Below are 18,374 nucleotides of genomic sequence, written 5' to 3'. Positions count from 1 at the left end.
GCGGGGCCGCGATCAGTCCGCGCGGGTGTAGCGCAGCTGGCCGGGTTTTTCCTGCTCATAGGCGGCGCGGCCCGAGAGGTGCTGGGGCACACCGACTTCCCACCACGCACCGGATTCGGTCCAGGACGACGGCTGGGTGTGCACCACGAGTACGGCCGGACGATGCTCCGCGACGGCGGTGGTACGGGCGCGGGCGTAGGCATCGCGGAATTCCGCGGGTTCGCCCGCGGTGAATACCGCGCAGCCCAGCGCGCGGGCGTGCGCGGCGAAATCCACCCGCGGCGGCATATCGTGATTGCTGCGGCAATCGGCGTAGAAATTGTTGAACGGCTCCGCGCCCTGACCTTCTTGCAGGCGGGCGATCACCGCGTATCCGTCGTTATCGCACACCACCGCCACCAGCGGATGACCCGCGAACGCCGCGGAGAACAGTTCGGAATTGAGCATCAGATAGGAGCCGTCGCCGAGCATGGTGGTGACCAGGCCGCGATGCGCGATGGCCGCGCCCCACGCGCCCGAGAGCTCGTAACCCATACAGGAGAAGCCGTATTCGACATCCATGGTGGGTGCGCCGCCGGTGGCGCGCCAGCCGCCGATGAGTTCGCCGGGGAGACCGCCGGAGGCCGTCATCACGTAATCGTCGGGACCGCTGAGTTCATTGACCATGCCGACGACCTGGGCATAGGTGGGCGCACCGAGCGCGGGGGCGCGGAGCTTGTCGATATGGGCGTCCCATTCGGCGCGGACGGTCGCGGCGCGGGCGGTCCAGGCCGGATCGGCGTGCCACTCCCCTGTTTCGGGCGCGAGGTCGGCCAGTGCGGCGTCGGCGTCACCGACCACCGCGAGCGCACCGTGCTTGACGGCGTCGAAGCGCGCGGCATTGATGTGGATGAGTCGCACATCGTCGGCGAAAACGGTCCAGGACGCGGTGGTGAAATCCTGCAGCCGGGTGCCGACGGCCAGGACGATATCGGCTTCGGCGGCCAGGGTGTTGGCCGAGGCCGCGCCGGTAATGCCGAGCGGACCCGCGTAGAGCGGATGACCGTGTTCGACCAGGGTCCGCCCGGCGGTGGTCTCGGTGATCGGAATACCGTGCCGCTCAGCGAATTTCACCGCGCTGTCGACCGCGCCCGAATAGCGCACGCCGCCGCCGAGGATCAGGAGCGGGCGCTGTGCGGTACGCAATCGCGCCGCCGCCTCCGACACGCTGCGCCGATCCGGGCGCGGGCGCGGGACGCGATGCAGTACCGGCTCGAACAACGCGTCCGGAAAGTCGTAGGTCTCCACCTGAATGTCCTGCGGCAGTGCCAGTGTCACCGGCCCCGCTTCGGCCGGATCGGTGAGTACCCGCGCCACCTGCGGCAGCGTCGCGATCAACTGCTCCGGGCGGGTGATGCGGTCGAAATACCTGCTCACCGCGCGGAACGAATCGTTCACGGTGACGGTGGGATCGCCGAAGTTCTCCACCTGCTGGAGCACCGGATCGGGTGCGCGACTGGTGAAGGTGTCACCCGGCAGCAGGAGCAGCGGCAGCCGATTGGCATGTGCCACACCGGCGGCGGTGACCATATTGAGCGCGCCCGGACCGATGGACGAGGTGGCGATGCCGACCTGGCGGCGCTGGGTGGCCTTGGCCAAACCGACCGCGGCCAGCGCCATGCCCTGTTCGGTATGCCCGCGCCACACCGGGATATCGTCCCGGCGTTCCTGGAGCGCGGTGCCCAGCCCGAGCACATTGCCGTGCCCGAAGATGGCGAAAACGTGTGGGAACAGCGGTACTTCGGTGCCGTCGAGCAGTTCCGAGCGCTGGGCGACCAGCCAGGCCACCAGGGCTTGTGCGGTCGTGAGTCTCATGGCAGGCGTCCTTCGTGCGAGGTGACCGGGCAGCGCGGGTCCATCGGTTCATCGGCCCAGTGCGATCGGACCCAGGAGTAGTCCGGGTCGTCGCAGAAGGACATGGACCGGTCGGCGGCGGGACCTGCCAGGACATTGAGGTAGTACATGGCATAGCCGGGGGCGGCGATACACGGGCCGTGATAGCCGTGCGGGACGAGGAAGACGTCACCGTCGCGGACGGCGACGTTCTCGTCGAGTGCGCCATCGGCGGTGTAGGTGCGGTGCATGCCGAAACCCCTTGGCGAGGGCGTGATTCCATCGCGGTCGGCAATGCGGAAGTAGTAGATCTCCTCGTTGACGACCTCGCAGTCGCTCGCCTCGTCATGCTTGTGCGGCGGATAGGAGGACCAATTGCCGCCGGGGGTGATGAGTTCGCAGGCATTGAGTTTGTCGGCGTGGTCCCAGATTCCGGGGACACCGAAGCCGGTGACTTGACGAGTCGCGACGCCTGCCCCGCGTACCTCCACCGGAACCTTCTCCGCCGGCCCGTATTTGGGTTCGAGGCGGCGGGTGCAGCGTGCCATCGGCAGCGCGACCTCTATGCCGTGCGTCGTCGTCAACTCGACCTCGGCATCGCGCGGGACATAGGCGAAGTCGGTGACGCGGGTGAAAACCGTTTCGCGGCCTTCCAGTTCGAAGGTGAGGCCGTCCACCCGGACGGTGCACGATCCGGACAGCGGCAGCACGAACGCTTCGAACTCACCCGTCCGCACGGTGCGCGATTCGCCCGCCTCCAATCGGAGTACGCGCAGACCGGTGTAGGTCCAGCCCGCGTCATCCGGTGTCAGCGCGACGGGATCGTTTCTGTCACCGAGGGTTCCGTGCCGATGGTGCAGCTTGCTCATGACGCGGCCTCGAGCACTCTCGCGGCGGCGTCCACCGCGCCCGCCACATCGCCGTCCGGCGGATAGAGCAGGCTGCGGCCGACAACCAGACCGCGCACCACATCGTGGGTGAGAGCCGAACCCCAGGACGCCAGGTCCGCCGCCGGATCACCCGAGGGCGCGCCACCCAGCACCAGCACCGGCAGCGTGGTGGCATCGAGTGCCGAAATATCCTGCGGTGCGGGTATTTTGAGCCAGGTGTAGGCCGAGGTGACGCCCAGGCCGGAGGCAATGGTGATGGCGCGCTGTAGCGAGGCGGCATCGCGATGCATGACCAGCGACCCGGACGGATCGCGCCCGTACGGCAGCGGTTCCACCATGGCCATCAGCCCGTGCTCGGCGAGTTCGGAGACCGCCCGGGCGCAGGCTTCCAGCGTCGGGATGGTGCCCGCGTCCGAATCGACCATGCGCAGCAGCATCTTTCCGCCGTCGAGCCGGTACTTCACCAGGGATTCGGCATCGTATCCGGTGAAGCGGTCGTCGATCTCCCAGTCCGCTCCGGCCAGGCCGCCGCGGTTCATCGAGCCGATGACGATCTTGTCGTGCACGGCGTCGAGCAGCAGCAGTTCCTCGACGATATCGGGTGAGCCGAGCACGCCGTCCACGGCGGGATTGTCCAGCGCGATGAGCAGCCGCTCCAGCAGCGTGCGGCGATCCGCCATGGCGGTGGTGTCCGCGCCGACGCCCAGCGCGCCGCGTGCCGGATGGTCGGCGGCGACCAGGAACAGGGTTCCCTTGTCCGACAGCAAGTTCGGGCGGCGAATGCGGTCCGCGTAGGCGCGCTGCACCGCTTCGGGTTCGGTGGCTCGGGCGCGCAGCAGCCGGTACCAGCGGTCGTCGGTCAGGTGCACAGTAACTCCTCGATCTCGGCCTCGGTCGGCATGGCGTCGGCGCAGGCCAGGCGGGAGGCGACCAGCGCCCCGGCGGCATTGGCGAAGGTGCCCAGGCGATGTGGATCCCAGCCCGCGAGCAGGCCGTGAATGAGCGCGCCGCCGAAGCCGTCGCCGGCGCCGAGGCCACAGACGACCTCGACGCGGCACGGCGGGACGGTCCAGCGTTCGGCCTCGGTGGCCACCAGCACGCCCTCCGCGCCGCGTTTGATCACGGCCAGGCGCACGCCCCGAGCGAGCAGCCGGTCGGCGGCCTCGTCCGGATCGGCGGTGCCGACGGCCACCTGCACCTCGGTTCTATTGCCCACCACCACATTCACGTGATCGACCATCCAGCCGATCTCGGCGCGGGCGGTCTCGACATCGGGCCAGAACATGGGGCGGTAATCCAGATCCAGCACGGTGTGGCCGCGCCGATCACGGCGCTCCAGCATGGCGCGCTGGGTGGTGCGGCCGGGTTCGGCGCTGACGCCGGTACCGGTGACCCACAGCAGTGGCACGGAATCGACTACATCCCAGGGGATCTCATCATCGACGAGGGTGAGATCCGGTGCGATGGGCGCGCGATAGAACAGCAGCGGCGGATCGGCGGGCGGGTTGAGTTCGCAGAACACCACCGGCGTCTGGAGATTCGGCGCGGTGCCGACATAGCGGTTCTCCACGCCGAAGTCCGACAGCGCGTCCCGCACGAAATCACCGAAGCCGTCGGGGCCGACCTTGGTGAGCAGCGCCGTGCGGCGGCCCAGCCGGGCGGCCGCCACCGCGACATTGGTGGCGGTGCCGCCCAGGAATTTGGCGAAGGTCTGCACCTGGGCCAGCGGCACCCCGCTCTGCTCCGGATACAGGTCGACCCCGACTCGGCCGACGGTCAGCACTTCCAGTTCGGTCATTCCGACACCACTCGCTGCAATTCGTGTTGCAGCGCTTCGAGTTCCGCGCCGCCGGACATCTGGCGGGTCAGTTCGGCGAGGTCGATCTCGGACTTCTCGTAGGACCCGAGCTGGCCGCCGCGCTGCAACAGCAGGAAGCGGTCGCCGACCGGGTAGGCGTGGTGCGGATTGTGGGTGATGAGCACGACGCCCAGGCCGCGGTCGCGCGCCTGGACCACATAGCGCAGCACGATGCCCGCCTGCTTCACACCCAGTGCGGCCGTGGGTTCGTCCAGGATCAGCACCTTCGCGCCGTAGTGCACCGCGCGGGCGATGGCGACGCATTGACGCTGACCGCCGGAGAGCGTGCCGACCGGCTGTTCGAGATCGCGGATCTCGATTCCCATGTCCTCCAGGGCTTTACGGGTGATGTCCTGGGACTGCCGCCGGTCCAGCAGCTGGATCGGGCCCAGCTTCTTGGTGGGTTCGGAGCCGAGCACGAAATTGCGCCAGACGCTCATCAGCGGCACCACCGCCAGATCCTGGTACACCGTCGCGATGCCCAGGTCCAAAGCCTCACGCGGGGAAGACAATCGGGTGGGCTTACCTTCGATACGCAACTCGCCCGTATCGTGCTGGTGCACACCGGCCAAGATCTTGATCAGGGTGGATTTGCCCGCGCCGTTATCGCCCAGCACGCAGGTGACCTCGCCGGGATTGACCACCATGGTCACATCGTGCAGCGCCACCACGCCGCCGTAACTCTTTCCGATATCGACGGTTTCGATGAGGGGTGCCTGGGAAGTCATCGGCGTACCCTTTCCGCTCGCTTCTTGAACTCGTTGTTGACCAGTACGGCCGAGAGCAGCAGCACGCCGAGGAAGAGCATGAACCAGTCGCTGTTCCAGCCCGCGAAGACAATGCCCTGCCGTGCCATGCCGAAGGTGAGCGCGCCCAGTGCCGCGCCGACCACCGAACCGAAGCCGCCGGTGAGCAGGCAGCCGCCGACCACCGCGGCGATGATGTACTGGAACTCCAGTCCCACCCCCTGATTGGCCTGCACGCTGGAGAAGCGCAGCAGATTGCACGCGCCCACCACCCAGCCCGCGAAGGCCGTGGTCATGAAGAGAATGATCTTGGTGCGGGCGGCGGGGACGCCGACCGCGCGGGCACTGGGCAGTGAACCGCCGACCGCGAAGATCCAGTTGCCGAACCTGGTGCGCATCAACACGATTGCCGCGATGGCGGTGAGCACGATCCACCACACCACCGAGGCTTGAATGTGCGCATCGCCGATATCGGTGGTGGAGGCGAAGACCCAGCCCGCGGACTGGTAGCCATCGGCTCCGCGAATGCCCGAGACCTGCACGGTGCCGGTAACCCACCGTGTCACGCCGAGATTCAGGCCCTGCAAGGCCAGGAAGGTGCCCAGGGTGACGATGAAGCTCGGCAGGCCGGTACGCATCACCACCCAGCCGTTCAGCGCACCGACCGCAAGAGCGAAGAGCAGCGAAACCGCAAGGGCCAGCCAGATATTCCAGCCCGCGTTCACCGCCAGCAGCGCCGTGACCAGCGCGGTGGAGGCCGTCATCACACCGGCGGAGAGATCGAATTCGCCACCGATCATGAGCAGGGCGACCGCCACCGCCATGATGCCGAGCGTGGACGCGTCATCCAGCCAGTTGGATACGCCCAGTGCGCTCAGGAACTTGTCGGTGATGATCGAGAAGAACAGGAACACCACCAGCGCGCCGATCAGCGCGCCCAGTTCGGGCCGCACCACCAGGCGCTGCACCAGCGATGACCGCAGACTCGTTGTCGGCTCGGAAGCCGTTGTGGCAACACTCATGTCATTCACTCCCGGCCCGTTACCGCGTGCCCTGGGCGACTAGCCCGGCGACGACATCGACATTGCTCTTGTCCACGAACGCCGGTCCGGTCTGCACCGGATGGCCGCCGCCGACGCCATTGAGATTGGACCGGTACAGCTTCAGCATGACCACCGGCAGATAGCCCTGTTCGTACTGCTGCTGATCGACCGCGAACAGCAGCGATCCGGCCCGAATCGCGCCAACCACATCGTCATTGAGATCGAAGGTGGCGATGGCGGCCTTGGACTTGGATTCGCGGACCGCGTCCACCGCGCGGGCGGCGATCTGCGAATTCAGCGTCAGCACGGCGTCGATCGATGAATCCGCTTCCAGCGCACCGCGAATGCGCGCCTGGGCATCGGTCGGATTGTTGATGTCGACCTGGAGGGTGACCGCGGTGCCGAAGCCCTGGGTCGCGCCCGCGCAGCGTTCGTTCGCGCCGATATTCCCGGCCTCGTGAATCACGCAGAGCATCTTCTGTTTTCCGGCATCGTGCAGGCGTTTGCCGGCGGCCTCACCGGCCTGGCGCTCGCTCTGGCCGACATGGCCGATCGCGCCGTAGGCCACGCTCTTGTCCTCACCGGAATTGATGGTGACCACCGGAATGCCCGAGGACACCGCCTTCTCGATGGAGGTGCGCAGCGCGTCCGGATTCGCCATGGAGACGACCAGGCCGTCCACGCCCTGTGCGACGGCATTGTCGATGAGCTTGGCCTGCTGGCTCGGATCGCCGGAGGAGTTGTATTCCACGCGCACCCCGAGCTGATCGCCCGCGGCCTCCGCGCCGTTCTTGACCACATTCCAGAACGCGTCACCGGGTGAACCGTGCGTGACGACCGCGACGGAGGTCAGTTTGCCGACGGCGACCGGAGCCTGCGCGGGGGCGGTCTGATCGGTGCCCGGGCCGCTGCACGCGGCGAGCACGGCGGCGGCCGCGATCCAGGGCGATAGTCGCCGCCAGCGTTTCGGGCCGGAACGTTTCGCGCCCGGGGGTGCTACTTGGGACTTCATTGTCATCACATAACCCACTAAATCCGGGTGGAGGCCTGTTCAGCCCCTATTTCGGCCAGGTGTCGCAGACTTACTTCGGTATCTCGGTCGGGACCGGCGGCGGTATCGCCGGGATTGAGGGCGGTGTCCTGCTCGAGGACGTACCAGCCGGTGTAGCCCGCGGCGCGGACGGCGTGCACCAGCGCGGCGATATCGACATCGCCTTCGCCGAGCGGCACATAAAGGCCGTTGCGCACGGCTTTGCTGTATTCCATTCGGCCACTTCGGACTTCGTCGGCAACCGAGAGCCGGACGTCCTTCAGGTGGATGTGCCCGATGCGGTGCGGATATCGCCGGGCCAGCGCCACCGGGTCGGTGCCGCCGATGACCAGGTGGCCGGTGTCCAGGCACAGGTCCAGATCGGAATCGGCCAGGAAGCGCTCGACTTCCGCGGCGGTCTCGACATGGGTGCCGACGTGCGGGTGCAGGGTGGTGCGCAGACCGTGTTCGGCGGCGATATCGGCGATGCTCGCGGCGGTGTCGATGAGTGTGCGCCACTCGTGATCGGTGAGGGGGACTCGGGCGTCGTAGCCGTCTTCGCCGGTGGCGGCGGCCAGGACCAGTACTTCCGCACCGGTCGCGGCGAAGAGTGCGGCGGTGTCGCGGGCGGTGGCCAGGGCCGTGCCCGGTTCTCGATGCAGGGCCAGGGCCAGGAATCCGCCGACCGGGGTGAGTCCGTGCGCGGCCAATTTGGCGCGCAATTCGGCTGGGGCGCCGGGCAGATAGCCGGGCGGGCCGAACTCGGTGGCGGTCAGCCCGAGGGCCGCCATGGCGGGCAGCACGGTGTCCGCGTCCAGGACAAAACCCCAGGCGGGGACTTCGCAGACGCCCCAGGAGATGGGCGCGGCGGCAATACGCAATTCGGTCATCGGCACTTCCCAGACCTGTCGGTAGCCAACGGGTGAAACGCTCTCACTATTGGAGCGCTCCAACAATGTAACCCCGATCACAAGCGTGTCAAGAGCCCGGGTGTGGCCGAAAAGTGGTGCATGACCATGCAATACAGCTCCAACCTGGGCCGTTGTGCAGGAATCCAAATGTCCGAAACATGTCGTTAGAGCGCTCTATTGCCGACAATCGCCCGGACCGGTACCGTCGTGCAGCATGACCCGACCGACCATGGAAGACGTCGCCGCCCGAGCGGGCGTTTCCCGCGCACTGGTCTCACTGGTCATGCGCAATTCCCCCAAGGTGAGTGAGCATCGCCGGGCCGCGGTGCTGGCGGCGGCCGATGAACTCGGCTACGAACCGCATCTCATGGCTCGATCGCTGGCGAGCCGGACCTCGAACATCGTCGGGGTCATGGTGTCCGACCTGCGTAACGCGTTCTTCGCCGATGTGGTGGAGGGCATGGACGAGGCGGCGCAGGAAGAGGGCCTCGAACTCATCCTGAATACCGGGCGGCGCAGCGCTTCCCGGGAGAGTACGGCGCTGGCGAGCCTGCTCGCCTTCCGGCCGGGCGGGATCATCCTGCTGTCGCCGGTGCTGCCCGCGGCGTCCATTCGTGATGCGGCGCAACGGTGTCCGGTTGTGCTGGTATCGCGCGGATCGAACTTCGCCGAAGTGGACACCGTCAATGACGATGGCGAGGTCGGTGCCGCGCTGGCGGTGGATCACCTTGTCGCACTGGGTCATCGGCGGATCGTGCATTTGGACGGCGGGGCCGCGTTCGCGGCGGGTCCGCGACGCAAGGGCTACACCGCCGCCATGATCCGGCATGGGCTGGAGCCCATGGTCATCGCCAGCGAGCACACCGACGAAGCCGGTGCGGCGGCGGTGCGCAGTCTGCTGAACCTCTTCTCCCCCGGTAACTTTCCCACCGCGCTGGTCTGCGGCAACGACTTCAACGCGGTCGGCGCCATGTCCGCGCTCGCCGAGGCGGGACTGCGTGTCCCCGAGGATGTCTCGGTGGTCGGCTACGACAACACCTCGCTGGCGGCGCTCCAGCATGTCGCCCTCACCACCATCGATCAACCGCGCAACAGCATCGGCCGCCTCGCCGTGCGCGCGCTCACCGAACGCATGCAGGACGGTCGCACCGATCCGGTGCGCCAGCATCTCGAGCCGTCCCTGGTCGTCCGCTCGACAACCGCCAAGCCCCGCGACTGAGCTGGGCCACAACCGATTTCGAAGGAGCAACCATGTCCGCGATCAGACTGGGCCTGGCAGGCACCGGCCGCATCGGCAGCTCCCACGCCGAAACCCTCACCACGCTACCCGGCGTGGATTCGGTCATCGTCGCCGACGCCGACGCGGACCGAGCCCGCGCCACCGCCGACAAACTCGATATCGACTTCGCACCCGATATCGACGCGCTGCTGGCCGCCGATCTCACCGGCCTGATCATCACCACCGCCACCGATTCGCATCCGGAGCTGATCACCGCCGCCGTGGATCGCGGTATCCCCGTCTTCTGCGAAAAGCCCATCGCCGCAGACATTCTCGGCACCCTGGCGGTGGTGGAGCGGGTCGCGGCCTCGAACGTCCCGGTCCAAATCGGCTTCCAGCGCCGCTTCGACGCGGGCTACCGGGCCGCCCGCGCCGCCGTGGTCTCCGGCGACCTCGGCTGGGTGCACACCCTGCGCGCCACCACCCTCGACCCCGCACCCCCGCCCGCCGACTACATCCCCCGCTCCGGCGGCGTCTTCCGCGATTGCGGCGTCCACGATTTCGACATCATCCGCTGGGTCACCGGCCGCGAGGTCACCGAGGTCTACGCCACCGGCGCGAACCGCGGCGAACAATTCTTCGCCGACGCCGGCGATGTGGACACGGCCGCGGTAATCCTGCGCCTGGACGACGGCGCACTGGCCACGGTCTCCCTCAGCCGCTACAACGGCGCGGGGTACGACGTCCGCCTGGAAGTCCTGGGCTCCCAAGGCAATGCGATAGTCGGCCTCGACGACCGCGCACCCCTGCATTCGGTGGAACCCGGCTACCCCGCCTCCGGCGTCCCCGCCTACCCCGGCTTCATGGACCGCTTCCACCCCGCCTACGTGGAAGAACTGGCCACCTTCCTGGAGGTCGCCACCGCCCAGCGCCCCAGCCCTTGCACCCCCGCCGAAGCCCTGGAAGCCTTCTACATCGCGGAAGCCTGCGAACAATCCCGCCGCGAAGGCCGCCCCATCCGCCTAACGGAAGTCCGCCACTAACCCCCGAAAAGGTGAAGCCGACATGGATTGGATCCTCGAGGTAGTCCCCGTCCCCGTCTCGAACCTGGACCAGGCCAAAGACTTCTACTCCACCCAGGTCGGCTTCACCCTCGACCTGGACATCCAAATCTCCCCCGACACCCGCATTGTCCAACTAACCCCACCCGGCTCCCCCTGCTCCATCCACCTCTCCACCGGCCCGATGCCCCCAGGCTCGGTATCGGGCCTACAACTGGTGGTCCCCGACCTCGACACAGCCCACTCCGAACTCTCCACCCGAGGCGTAAAGGTAACCGAGATAATGCATTTCGACCAGGGCACCCGCCTCCCCGGCCGAGGCGCCCCCTGGAACAACTTCATCTTCTTCGACGACCCCGACGGCAACTCCTGGGTAATCCAAGAACGCCCCCAAACCCCCGACTAGCCCTCGGATTGTGTCGAGGAATTCGGCATCCATTGTCAGGCTCCGCGGATTTGGCTCATGAAATCTATGGCTTCGATGAGGGTGAATTGGAGTGATTGGCTGGTGGTTGCGATTTTGGCGCGTGATTCTTCGGGGGTGATCTCGTGCGTTGGGTTCAGGGCTGCTTCGAGGTCTTTCCATGCCTCGTAGGTCTTCCTGGTGTATTGCTCAACGTGGGTGGTGAGGGTGATGAAGGCTCTGGCGTCGAGATGTTGTTGGCCTCCGGCCGCGAGCCAGACGTTCAGGTTCGCTACCTCGGTGATATAGCGGCCAACCAGCGCTTGGATCTCATTGCTCACCAGGTTGCAGGACAGCAGGAGAATGGCGAGGTTGTGGGTTGCGGGTACGTCGTTTTTGGTGAGCTCTTCCGGCTGATCCCAGTCCGGTAGATCGTTGATCCAATCCCAGTCGTAATTCATCGACGCGCTCTTTTCCCTTGTCCGCGATCATCCATGGTGTTTGAGCAACCACGCTGTTCCAGGTCTGGTGTTTGTCGGAATGTCGACACCTCCGGCCCGAAGCACCTGCGCGCAGTAGGTTACACAGCTCTGGGTGAACAGATGGTATCTCGGATACAATCCGCGTTCGGTTTTCGACATCATGGTTTCGGCGTATGCCATTGCGGCCCCGGGGTTATCGAGCAGAACCCGGACGTGGATGGTCTCCGGGGAAAGCATGCCGGGTTCGAACCTGTCGACTCCGTTGGTCAGCGAGTTGACGCCGCCCCATTGTTCGGTTCGCAGCAATTCACCGTCGGCGGCGCGGACCGAGATCAACGCGTGCATACCGCCACCCTGATGTCTGGGATCCAGGTGCACGACAGCCTCACCGGGGTGCGGGTCGTGACTGGCGCGTCCCGGTGAATCGGCCGGGTACAGGCCGAGGGGGTCGATCCAGCCGGTTGGGTTGTGCGGGTAGGTGTTCGGGTTCGGTGCTGGGGCCAGGCCGAGGGGGTCGGGGGTCAGGTAGCGGGCGGTGGCGGGGTCGTAGACGCGGTGGAGGTTGTAGTGGAGGCCGGTTTCCGGGTCGTGGATTTGGCCGGGGAGGCGAAGGGGGGTGGTGGCTGTGCCTTGCCAGGCGGTTTCGCCCCAGATGGTGGAAACCGCTGTGGCGGAGAGGGTTCCGGTGGTGGGGTCGATCAGGTCGGTGGGCGTGCCGACCGGGTCGGTGAGGATCGCGTGGCAGGTGGTGTCGAATTCGTGCCGGGTGGAGGTTTGGGTGAGGGGGGTGCGGGAGGTGGGGTCGTAGTGCCAGCGGGTGGTTTCGGTGGCGGTGGCCTGTTCGACCAGGTAGGTGTCGTCCCAGGTGTAGTCGGTGCGGTCACCGATCGCGCCGCCCGGGGTGCGGTGCTGTTTGGTGCGGCGGCGGCCCGCGGCGTCGTAGGTGTAGTGCCAGCGGTGACCGTCGGGGGTGGTGACCTCGGTCAGTTGGTCGAAGGCGTTGTAGGTGTAGTGCCAGACGGATGGCTTGCGGGAGAGCCGGGTTCGGGTTTTGCGGATGAGACGGCCGGCGGGGTCGTAGTGGTATCGGGTGCGGCCGCTTCTGATCAGCAGGTTGTTGCGATATTCCCGCTCTGACGGGTCATGCTGTGCCGTAGCCGAATTCGCGTGCGAGGCATGGGTGATGTTGCTCAGCGAGTCGTAGGTGTACGACTCGGTTTCGGGGCCATCGGTGATCGTGCCGATGCGGCCTATCGGGTCGAGGGCGAATTCTCGCAGCCGATCGGGCGTTTCGGGACGGATGGTCGAATGGGCGGTCAGATAGCCGTCGGGGCGGTAGGAGTAGTTGTCGCGCCGGATCATTCGAGGGCCGGGGCGATCGGGTTCCGGGCCGAGGTTCAGGAGTGGGCGCGGGCGGGCGGTCACCTCTTGCCCGATGACACGGCCCACGTCGGACAGAGTGCGCTGGACGGTGACCGTTCCCACCTGCCAGCCGGACTGGCGGCCCACTGCATCGTGGGTGAATGCGATCTCGTGGCTGCCGGTCGACAGGCCCCGCACCCGGCCGGCGATATCCCATTCCCACTCGGTGCGCGATCCGGTCGGGGTTGTGCGTCCGACCCGGCGACCATGCTCGTCGAACTCGAACAGCATCGGACCCTGATCGTCCAGACGCTCCGAAACAGGCTGCCCGACTGCGGAATACGTGAACTCCAGAGCATGGACGGGGCTGCGGCCGACACCGGAGTGCGCGGTGAGAACTCGACCGGCGACATCATGGCCGTAGCTGAGCCATTCGCCGGTATCGGCCGTGATGGCGGTGACTCGTCCCAGGACATCTCGGGCGTGGGTGCGGGTCACGCCCGTCGCGGGGGTGACCGATGCGACGCGACCGGCGGCATCGTGGGTGTAGCGGGTGGTCGCGCCGGTGTAGTCGGTTTCAGCGGTCAGGCGGCCTGCGCCGTCGTACTCGTAAGTCCAGGTTTGGGACAGCGGGTTGGTGACGGCCGTCAGTCGGCGTTCGGTGTCCCAGGTGTAGCGGGTGACGGAACCGTCCGGTTCGGCGCGGGCGGCGAGCAGATCGAATGGGCCGTAGCTGTGGTCGGTGATTCCGCCGGCACGGTTGGTGTGAGTGCGGAGATTACCTTCGCCATCCCAGGTCCACGATTCGTGGTGCCCATCAGGATCGATGCGGCGCAACGGTTTTCCGTCGGCCGCCCATTCGTAGCGGGTGATTTCGCCGAGCGGGCCGGTCAGGCGTGTGACGCGACCCAGACTGTCGCGTTCGATACGGGTGACCGCACCGAGCGAGTCGGTAACGACAACCGGCAGTCCGGCTCGATCGACCTCGATCACCGATCGCGCGCCCGTGGACGAGACCACCTCCGCCGCCGCGCCATTGGGATGGTACGAGTACTCGGTTCGCGACCCCGCCGCATCGACGGACGCGATCAGATCGCCTGCGGCACTCCACTCTTGACGCCGGATGGTGCCGTCGACGTCGACAATTGTCGTCGGCCGGTTCGGACCCAGGTATTCGATGCTGACAGTCGCGCCGTCAGGGCGCGTGAGCCCGGTGAGATCACCCAGATCGTCATAGCGGTACTGGCTCTCCGCACCGTCGGGGGCGAGTACGCGTACCGGCTCGCGATCCGCGTTGTAGTCGAAATGGGTTGTGCCGCCCTCGGGATCGGTGAGCTCGCGCAGGCGCAAGTCGCGATCGAACCCGTGGCGGGTGATCGCGGACCGCGAATCGGTGATGGTGGTGAGGGATCCGGACCGCGACGTCTCGTATCCGAAGTCGCAGTCGAGGATTCCAGCGGTACCGCGCTGGTGGATGACCCGGCCCGCCGAGTCGTAGCTGTTGCGCATCGTGGTGCCGTTGGAATCGGTCCACGAGGTGATGCGGTCCCGATCATCGTAGGTGAAGCGCGTCGTCGCACCGACGCCCGTGGTGACAGCGATCAGACTGCCAGCGTCGTAGGCGAATTCGCGCACCCGGGTATCGGACTCGGCCTCGTCGGCGGCCAGGACGGTCAAGGCGGTGACCCTGCCTGCCGCGGTCTCGACGCGTACCCGGTACCCGCCGGAGTGAGTCACTTCGGTTGGCGCGCCATCGGAGTCGTAGTGGAAGCTGACCCGATTGTGGTGGCGGTCGGTGATCGCCGAGATCGCGTAATTGCCCAGCGCCACATCCAGGCCGTTGAGGATCGGGTCGGGGTCGAAGTGCCAGAGCAGTTCTCGGCGCGGGTCCCGCACGCGATAACCACCGGACTCCGAGCGCGTGAGGGTCACGCGCTGACCACCGGTTATCGGCTCGACCGGCACCTCCGTATCCGCGTGGGGATACGCGAGCATGAGGCCGTCTTCGGCCAGGAAGGTGACCCCGTCCGCATCAACGACGATGCGCATGTCGAGGGTGGCGGACCAGGAGGGCCCGAACCAGCGACCGAAGCGATAACTCGAGCGGTGTCGTCGCCGCAGCACCAGCGACAAGATGCCCGGAAGCGTGAGATCCGTTTGCGGAAGCAGGAATTCGCCCGTGGCGATATCCACCGGATCGGGTGACTCCTCCACCTGCCCTGGAGTCCGATCAACCTCGCTGCCTTTGTGCACCGTCTCCTGATGAACGCCGTGATCGGCATTCGCCAACTCCGGCAGACTCGGGTTCTCCCGCTGCGGCGCACCATGATCCGCGGCCCCGTCCGAACTCGCGGAATGCGTATCGGGCGAGGGCGCTGCTTCGGGATGGTTCCCCGGCCCCGGTTGGTTCTGCTTCGACGGCACGGGCTTTTCATGTTGTGCGGCAGAGATATTCGAGGAGTGTTCGCCGCCGGGAGCGGCAGTTGGCACATTGGCGCGGGCGGGGGTTCGATCACCGGGTGCGGGTTGAGTGCCGACCGGGGCGTCGCGAGGTGTAGCGGCGGCGGGTCCGGGCGTTCGGTCCGTGGTCGGAGCGGAGCGGGTCGCGTTGTCGATGGGGGCTGGGGTTCGGTCAGCGGGAGCCTGTCGGTTGCCGTCGGCGGTATCGGCGCGGGTCACCGAATCCGGTACCGCCGCTCGGGATTCCGGGGTGCTGGCGTGGAGTTCGGACCCGCCCGGACGAGTTTCCGGTGATCCGGAACGGGATTCGGCCGGTGGTACGGAAACGTCCGGGCGCGAACGAGATCCGCCGTCGCTGACTTGGGTCGGCCCGGGCTCCCCGTGTGTGCCGTTCGGCTGGGCTGGGTGGGGATCCCCCTTCGGCGCGCCCGCTGCGCCCTCGCCATTCAGGGCGGCTGGTTTGACCGTGTCCGCGCCGGGGACCACGGATGGCTTGACGCCTTCGGGTGCGGCGGAGGGGTGTGGCGAGGTGCCTTCCGGAAGGCTTTTGCCACCAACGGGTTTCGCGGACGAGCGCACCCCGTGGGCCGCGCCCATACCGAAACCGGCGGCCAGCATGGCGGGGTTGAGGGTGGTGTTGACCTTGCTCCAGTCGAGCCCGCCGTGGGTGAGCTGGTCCCCGACCTGCCAGGCGATATCGGTGCCGTATATACCGAAACCGCCTGCGAGGCCCGATAATCCGCCACCGAGGAAGCCCCGGGTTGCCGGGGACAGCGGTGTATGGCCCAGCATTCTGGTGAGTCCCGGCGCAACACCCTTGGCGACCGCCCCACCCGCACCCCATTCGAGCGCGGTGCGCGCCGCCTGGGCCGGATCGATATGGTCGCGATGATCGGCCAGCACCTGATACGACTGAATGCCGAGATCCATTGCCAGACCCATGGATCCGGTCTTCACACCGGTGATGGCGATATCTTTCAAATACACCTTGACCGCATTGCGCAGCCCCGCCTTGGCCATCTGCGCCGCGAGCTGCCGCGCCCCCTGTTCCGCCGCCAGTGCGATGGCCTCGCGCCCGGCGGCAGCCGCCGCCGGCACTGCGGCCGACCCCCACGGCCACGCCGCGAACAGCGCGTAGATGCTGTAGGCGGTGATTACCGCGAATCCCGCCTCCATGATCTTGGTGTACTCGATCTCGGTACCCGCTTCACGAGTCCGAGTGCCCAGATCTTCGAGCCCCTTGACCAGGCTGTCCAGCGATTCATCGCCGCTGCCAAAGAGTTTGGCGAATTCCGCGAGCGCCTGCTCCGACCCCTCCCCCACGTAGTACTTCCGCGCGGAGTCGGTCGCGGCCTTCGCATCGGGGATCAGCGCCTCGAGATCCTTGGCAACGTCCTTCCAGGCATCGCCGAGGGTCCACATCTCATCCTCGTCACCGTCGGGATAGGCCATCCCGAAGTTGAGCAGGGTGAGAATCCAGTGCGGAATCCACTCCCAAGCCGACGTAATCCCGGACACCCGCCGACCCTCCAGACCCCGCCTCGATCACCAATGTCCGCGATCGGCCAGCGTCGGTGGTGCGTCGGGATCCTCGGTTTCCACGTCGGTGAAGATCATGGCGGGCGGTAGCTCGTCGTCCTCGTCGGCCCGCGCGCCCGGTGGTGCCATCGAGACCGGCGGCGGAGTGGGCAGCATGTCGTGCACATCCGGAATGCCGGGGATGAACTCCGATAGTCGGGGAATGCGCGCATTGTCCTGCTGTAGCCCGGCGAGCACCTCGGCGGTCCTGCGCTGCACCTCGACGGCTGCGGCCTGGGTCGCGACGACCACCTCCCGCGCGAGCTCGGCGGGACTCAATTCATCGATGGAATCGGCGAATTTGAGGTCGACCAGCACCCCGTGCGCATTGACCGTCGCGGTGACGCGCCGGTTGGCCGCGGTACCGGTGGCGGTCAGTTTCGCCTGCTCCTGCTGTGCCCGGGCGATGGATTCCATCCCGGTCTTGACCGACTCCACCAGATCGGCCAGGCGCGCCCGCGCCATCTCGTTCGACATCAGCGGAAGGACTCGGTATTGCCGTCCTCGGTCGCCTGCAGACTATCCGCGGCGTCGGTCAGCCCCTTGCCGTACGCGTTCAGCAGCGTCACCTTGGAGGCCAGCACGGCGTCGAGATTCTCCCGCGACGCCTTGTAGCCGTTATCACCGCCATTGAACTGGGTGCCGAAATCGTCAGCGCCCCAAGCACCGTCGTATGCCGCGGCCTCGCCGGAGATCTTCGCCTTCAGCGCCTCGATCCGGGTGGCCACCGCTTCCAGCGCACCGCCAACGGACCGCAGTTGGCCGATCTCAACCTCTACCTTGCCCACCGTCGAACCCCCCTAAGACTTCCGGTGATCATCGCATACCGGAGCGGGGGCGGTCAGCTCGCCACCAATCCGATTGCGAGACCGGTCATTACGAGTGCGATCACCGAATCCAGGATCTGCCAGGCCCGCGGCTTGGCGAATACCGGAGCCAGCAGTCGCGCCCCGAATCCGAGGGTGATGAACCAGATAATGCTGCCGGTGATCGCGCCCGCGGTGAGGAACCAGCGATCGGGGGTGGCGTAGGTACTCGCGAACGACCCGAGCAGCACCATGGTGTCGAGATACGCGTGCGGATTGAGCCAGGTGACCGCGAGGCAGGTGGCGATGGCCGCGCCCAAGGCGATCGGCGCACCGCCGCCCGCGGTCAGGCCGTTCGCGGAGAACGCGCGCTTGGCGGCCAGGAACGCGTAGCCGAGCAGAAATGCCGCGCCTGCGAACTTTGCGATGGTCATGATCATCGGCGCGGCGTTCATCACCGCGCCGAACCCGGTGACACCCGCAGTCATCAGCACCACATCGGATCCGGCGCATACCGCGACCACCGGCAGCACATGCTCGCGCCGGATCCCCTGGCGCAGCACGAAGGCATTTTGCGCGCCGATCGCCACAATGAGCGAGAGTCCGAAGCCGAGTCCTGAAATGGCCGCCAGGGCCGCCGATGATCCGTTCAC

At 66.9% G+C, this 18,374-nt stretch carries 16 protein-coding genes; 3 read left to right on the top strand and 13 right to left on the bottom strand.

Annotated features, from left to right (window positions below):
* Positions 1-12: 12 nt before the first annotated feature.
* The 8 genes from iolD to ACFVUS_RS01485 are packed head-to-tail and all read right to left on the bottom strand — an operon-like array spanning position 13 to position 8,329.
* Entirely contained in the window at positions 13-1,854 is a 1,842-nt protein-coding gene (iolD, locus tag ACFVUS_RS01520; protein WP_387761173.1) for a 3D-(3,5/4)-trihydroxycyclohexane-1,2-dione acylhydrolase (decyclizing), read from the bottom strand.
* Positions 1,851-2,741 carry a 5-deoxy-glucuronate isomerase gene (gene iolB / locus ACFVUS_RS01515; protein ID WP_387761172.1) on the bottom strand — a complete coding sequence of 297 codons (891 nt, stop codon included), beginning with the start codon at positions 2,739-2,741 and terminating at the stop codon, positions 1,851-1,853. Before iolB ends, iolD begins: the two co-directional genes overlap by 4 nt.
* Positions 2,738-3,631 (bottom strand): aldolase, encoded by an 894-nt coding sequence (locus ACFVUS_RS01510; protein WP_387761171.1) that lies wholly within the window; start codon positions 3,629-3,631, stop codon positions 2,738-2,740. Before ACFVUS_RS01510 ends, iolB begins: the two co-directional genes overlap by 4 nt.
* Positions 3,622-4,560, bottom strand: a complete 939-nt coding sequence (gene iolC / locus ACFVUS_RS01505; protein ID WP_387761170.1) for a 5-dehydro-2-deoxygluconokinase — start codon at positions 4,558-4,560, stop codon at positions 3,622-3,624. The genes ACFVUS_RS01510 and iolC overlap by 10 nt, the downstream gene beginning before the upstream one ends.
* The gene (locus ACFVUS_RS01500; RefSeq protein WP_387761169.1) at positions 4,557-5,348 is read right to left on the bottom strand and encodes an ATP-binding cassette domain-containing protein; all 792 of its coding nucleotides are present in this window, start codon (positions 5,346-5,348) and stop codon (positions 4,557-4,559) included. The genes iolC and ACFVUS_RS01500 overlap by 4 nt, the downstream gene beginning before the upstream one ends.
* Positions 5,345-6,388, bottom strand: coding sequence for an ABC transporter permease (locus ACFVUS_RS01495; protein WP_387761168.1), 1,044 nt, complete (start codon positions 6,386-6,388; stop codon positions 5,345-5,347). Before ACFVUS_RS01495 ends, ACFVUS_RS01500 begins: the two co-directional genes overlap by 4 nt.
* A 19-nt stretch (positions 6,389-6,407) precedes the next feature.
* On the bottom strand, positions 6,408-7,421 hold the full coding sequence (locus ACFVUS_RS01490) for a sugar ABC transporter substrate-binding protein (protein WP_387761167.1): 1,014 nt from the start codon (positions 7,419-7,421) through the stop codon (positions 6,408-6,410).
* Positions 7,422-7,438: 17 nt separating this feature from the next.
* Positions 7,439-8,329 carry a TIM barrel protein gene (locus ACFVUS_RS01485; RefSeq protein WP_387761166.1) on the bottom strand — a complete coding sequence of 297 codons (891 nt, stop codon included), beginning with the start codon at positions 8,327-8,329 and terminating at the stop codon, positions 7,439-7,441.
* A gap of 235 nt (positions 8,330-8,564) precedes the next feature.
* On the opposite strand from ACFVUS_RS01485, the gene ACFVUS_RS01480 reads away from it, so the two are divergent.
* The 3 genes from ACFVUS_RS01480 to ACFVUS_RS01470 are packed head-to-tail and all read left to right on the top strand — an operon-like array spanning position 8,565 to position 11,036.
* Positions 8,565-9,569 carry a LacI family DNA-binding transcriptional regulator gene (locus ACFVUS_RS01480; protein WP_387761165.1) on the top strand — a complete coding sequence of 335 codons (1,005 nt, stop codon included), beginning with the start codon at positions 8,565-8,567 and terminating at the stop codon, positions 9,567-9,569.
* A gap of 32 nt (positions 9,570-9,601) precedes the next feature.
* A complete protein-coding gene (locus tag ACFVUS_RS01475) occupies positions 9,602-10,612 on the top strand; it encodes a Gfo/Idh/MocA family oxidoreductase (protein ID WP_387761164.1) in 1,011 nt (336 codons plus the stop codon).
* Between the two features lie 22 nt (positions 10,613-10,634).
* On the top strand, positions 10,635-11,036 hold the full coding sequence (locus ACFVUS_RS01470; protein WP_387761163.1) for a VOC family protein: 402 nt from the start codon (positions 10,635-10,637) through the stop codon (positions 11,034-11,036).
* Positions 11,037-11,071: 35 nt separating this feature from the next.
* On the opposite strand, the gene ACFVUS_RS01465 is transcribed toward ACFVUS_RS01470, so the two are convergent.
* From ACFVUS_RS01465 to ACFVUS_RS01445, 5 genes are read right to left on the bottom strand one after another with little or no spacing between them, the layout of a single operon-like run.
* The gene (locus tag ACFVUS_RS01465; protein ID WP_387761162.1) at positions 11,072-11,494 is read right to left on the bottom strand and encodes a hypothetical protein; all 423 of its coding nucleotides are present in this window, start codon (positions 11,492-11,494) and stop codon (positions 11,072-11,074) included.
* Positions 11,495-11,521: 27 nt separating this feature from the next.
* Positions 11,522-16,855 carry a DUF6531 domain-containing protein gene (locus ACFVUS_RS01460; protein ID WP_387761161.1) on the bottom strand — a complete coding sequence of 1,778 codons (5,334 nt, stop codon included), beginning with the start codon at positions 16,853-16,855 and terminating at the stop codon, positions 11,522-11,524.
* 27 nt (positions 16,856-16,882) lie between these two features.
* The gene (locus ACFVUS_RS01455; protein WP_387761160.1) at positions 16,883-17,392 is read right to left on the bottom strand and encodes a YbaB/EbfC family nucleoid-associated protein; all 510 of its coding nucleotides are present in this window, start codon (positions 17,390-17,392) and stop codon (positions 16,883-16,885) included.
* Complete coding sequence (locus tag ACFVUS_RS01450) at positions 17,392-17,703, bottom strand: hypothetical protein (RefSeq protein WP_387761159.1); 312 nt, start codon at positions 17,701-17,703, stop codon at positions 17,392-17,394. Before ACFVUS_RS01450 ends, ACFVUS_RS01455 begins: the two co-directional genes overlap by 1 nt.
* Positions 17,704-17,756: 53 nt before the next feature.
* Entirely contained in the window at positions 17,757-18,374 is a 618-nt protein-coding gene (locus ACFVUS_RS01445) for a LysE/ArgO family amino acid transporter (protein WP_387761158.1), read from the bottom strand.

It is taken from the genome of Nocardia sp. NPDC058058 (assembly GCF_042885355.1).
Classification (GTDB): Bacteria; Actinomycetota; Actinomycetes; order Mycobacteriales; family Mycobacteriaceae; genus Nocardia.
The sequence above is the reverse complement of the archived record's forward strand: the minus strand, read 5'-3'. Positions and strand labels throughout refer to the sequence as shown.

What these genes read in the sequence shown, in the direction of transcription:
- ACFVUS_RS01480 (WP_387761165.1), top strand. Translation starts at nt 8,565, where the DNA reads ATGACCCGACCGACCATGGAAGACGTCGCCGCCCGAGCGGGCGTTTCC.
- ACFVUS_RS01455 (WP_387761160.1), bottom strand. Translation starts at nt 17,392, where the DNA reads ATGTCGAACGAGATGGCGCGGGCGCGCCTGGCCGATCTGGTGGAGTCG.
- ACFVUS_RS01465 (WP_387761162.1), bottom strand. Translation starts at nt 11,494, where the DNA reads ATGAATTACGACTGGGATTGGATCAACGATCTACCGGACTGGGATCAG.
- ACFVUS_RS01470 (WP_387761163.1), top strand. Translation starts at nt 10,635, where the DNA reads ATGGATTGGATCCTCGAGGTAGTCCCCGTCCCCGTCTCGAACCTGGAC.
- ACFVUS_RS01500 (WP_387761169.1), bottom strand. Translation starts at nt 5,348, where the DNA reads ATGACTTCCCAGGCACCCCTCATCGAAACCGTCGATATCGGAAAGAGT.
- ACFVUS_RS01475 (WP_387761164.1), top strand. Translation starts at nt 9,602, where the DNA reads ATGTCCGCGATCAGACTGGGCCTGGCAGGCACCGGCCGCATCGGCAGC.
- ACFVUS_RS01485 (WP_387761166.1), bottom strand. Translation starts at nt 8,329, where the DNA reads ATGACCGAATTGCGTATTGCCGCCGCGCCCATCTCCTGGGGCGTCTGC.
- ACFVUS_RS01490 (WP_387761167.1), bottom strand. Translation starts at nt 7,421, where the DNA reads ATGAAGTCCCAAGTAGCACCCCCGGGCGCGAAACGTTCCGGCCCGAAA.
- iolC (WP_387761170.1), bottom strand. Translation starts at nt 4,560, where the DNA reads ATGACCGAACTGGAAGTGCTGACCGTCGGCCGAGTCGGGGTCGACCTG.
- ACFVUS_RS01495 (WP_387761168.1), bottom strand. Translation starts at nt 6,388, where the DNA reads ATGAGTGTTGCCACAACGGCTTCCGAGCCGACAACGAGTCTGCGGTCA.
- iolD (WP_387761173.1), bottom strand. Translation starts at nt 1,854, where the DNA reads ATGAGACTCACGACCGCACAAGCCCTGGTGGCCTGGCTGGTCGCCCAG.
- iolB (WP_387761172.1), bottom strand. Translation starts at nt 2,741, where the DNA reads ATGAGCAAGCTGCACCATCGGCACGGAACCCTCGGTGACAGAAACGAT.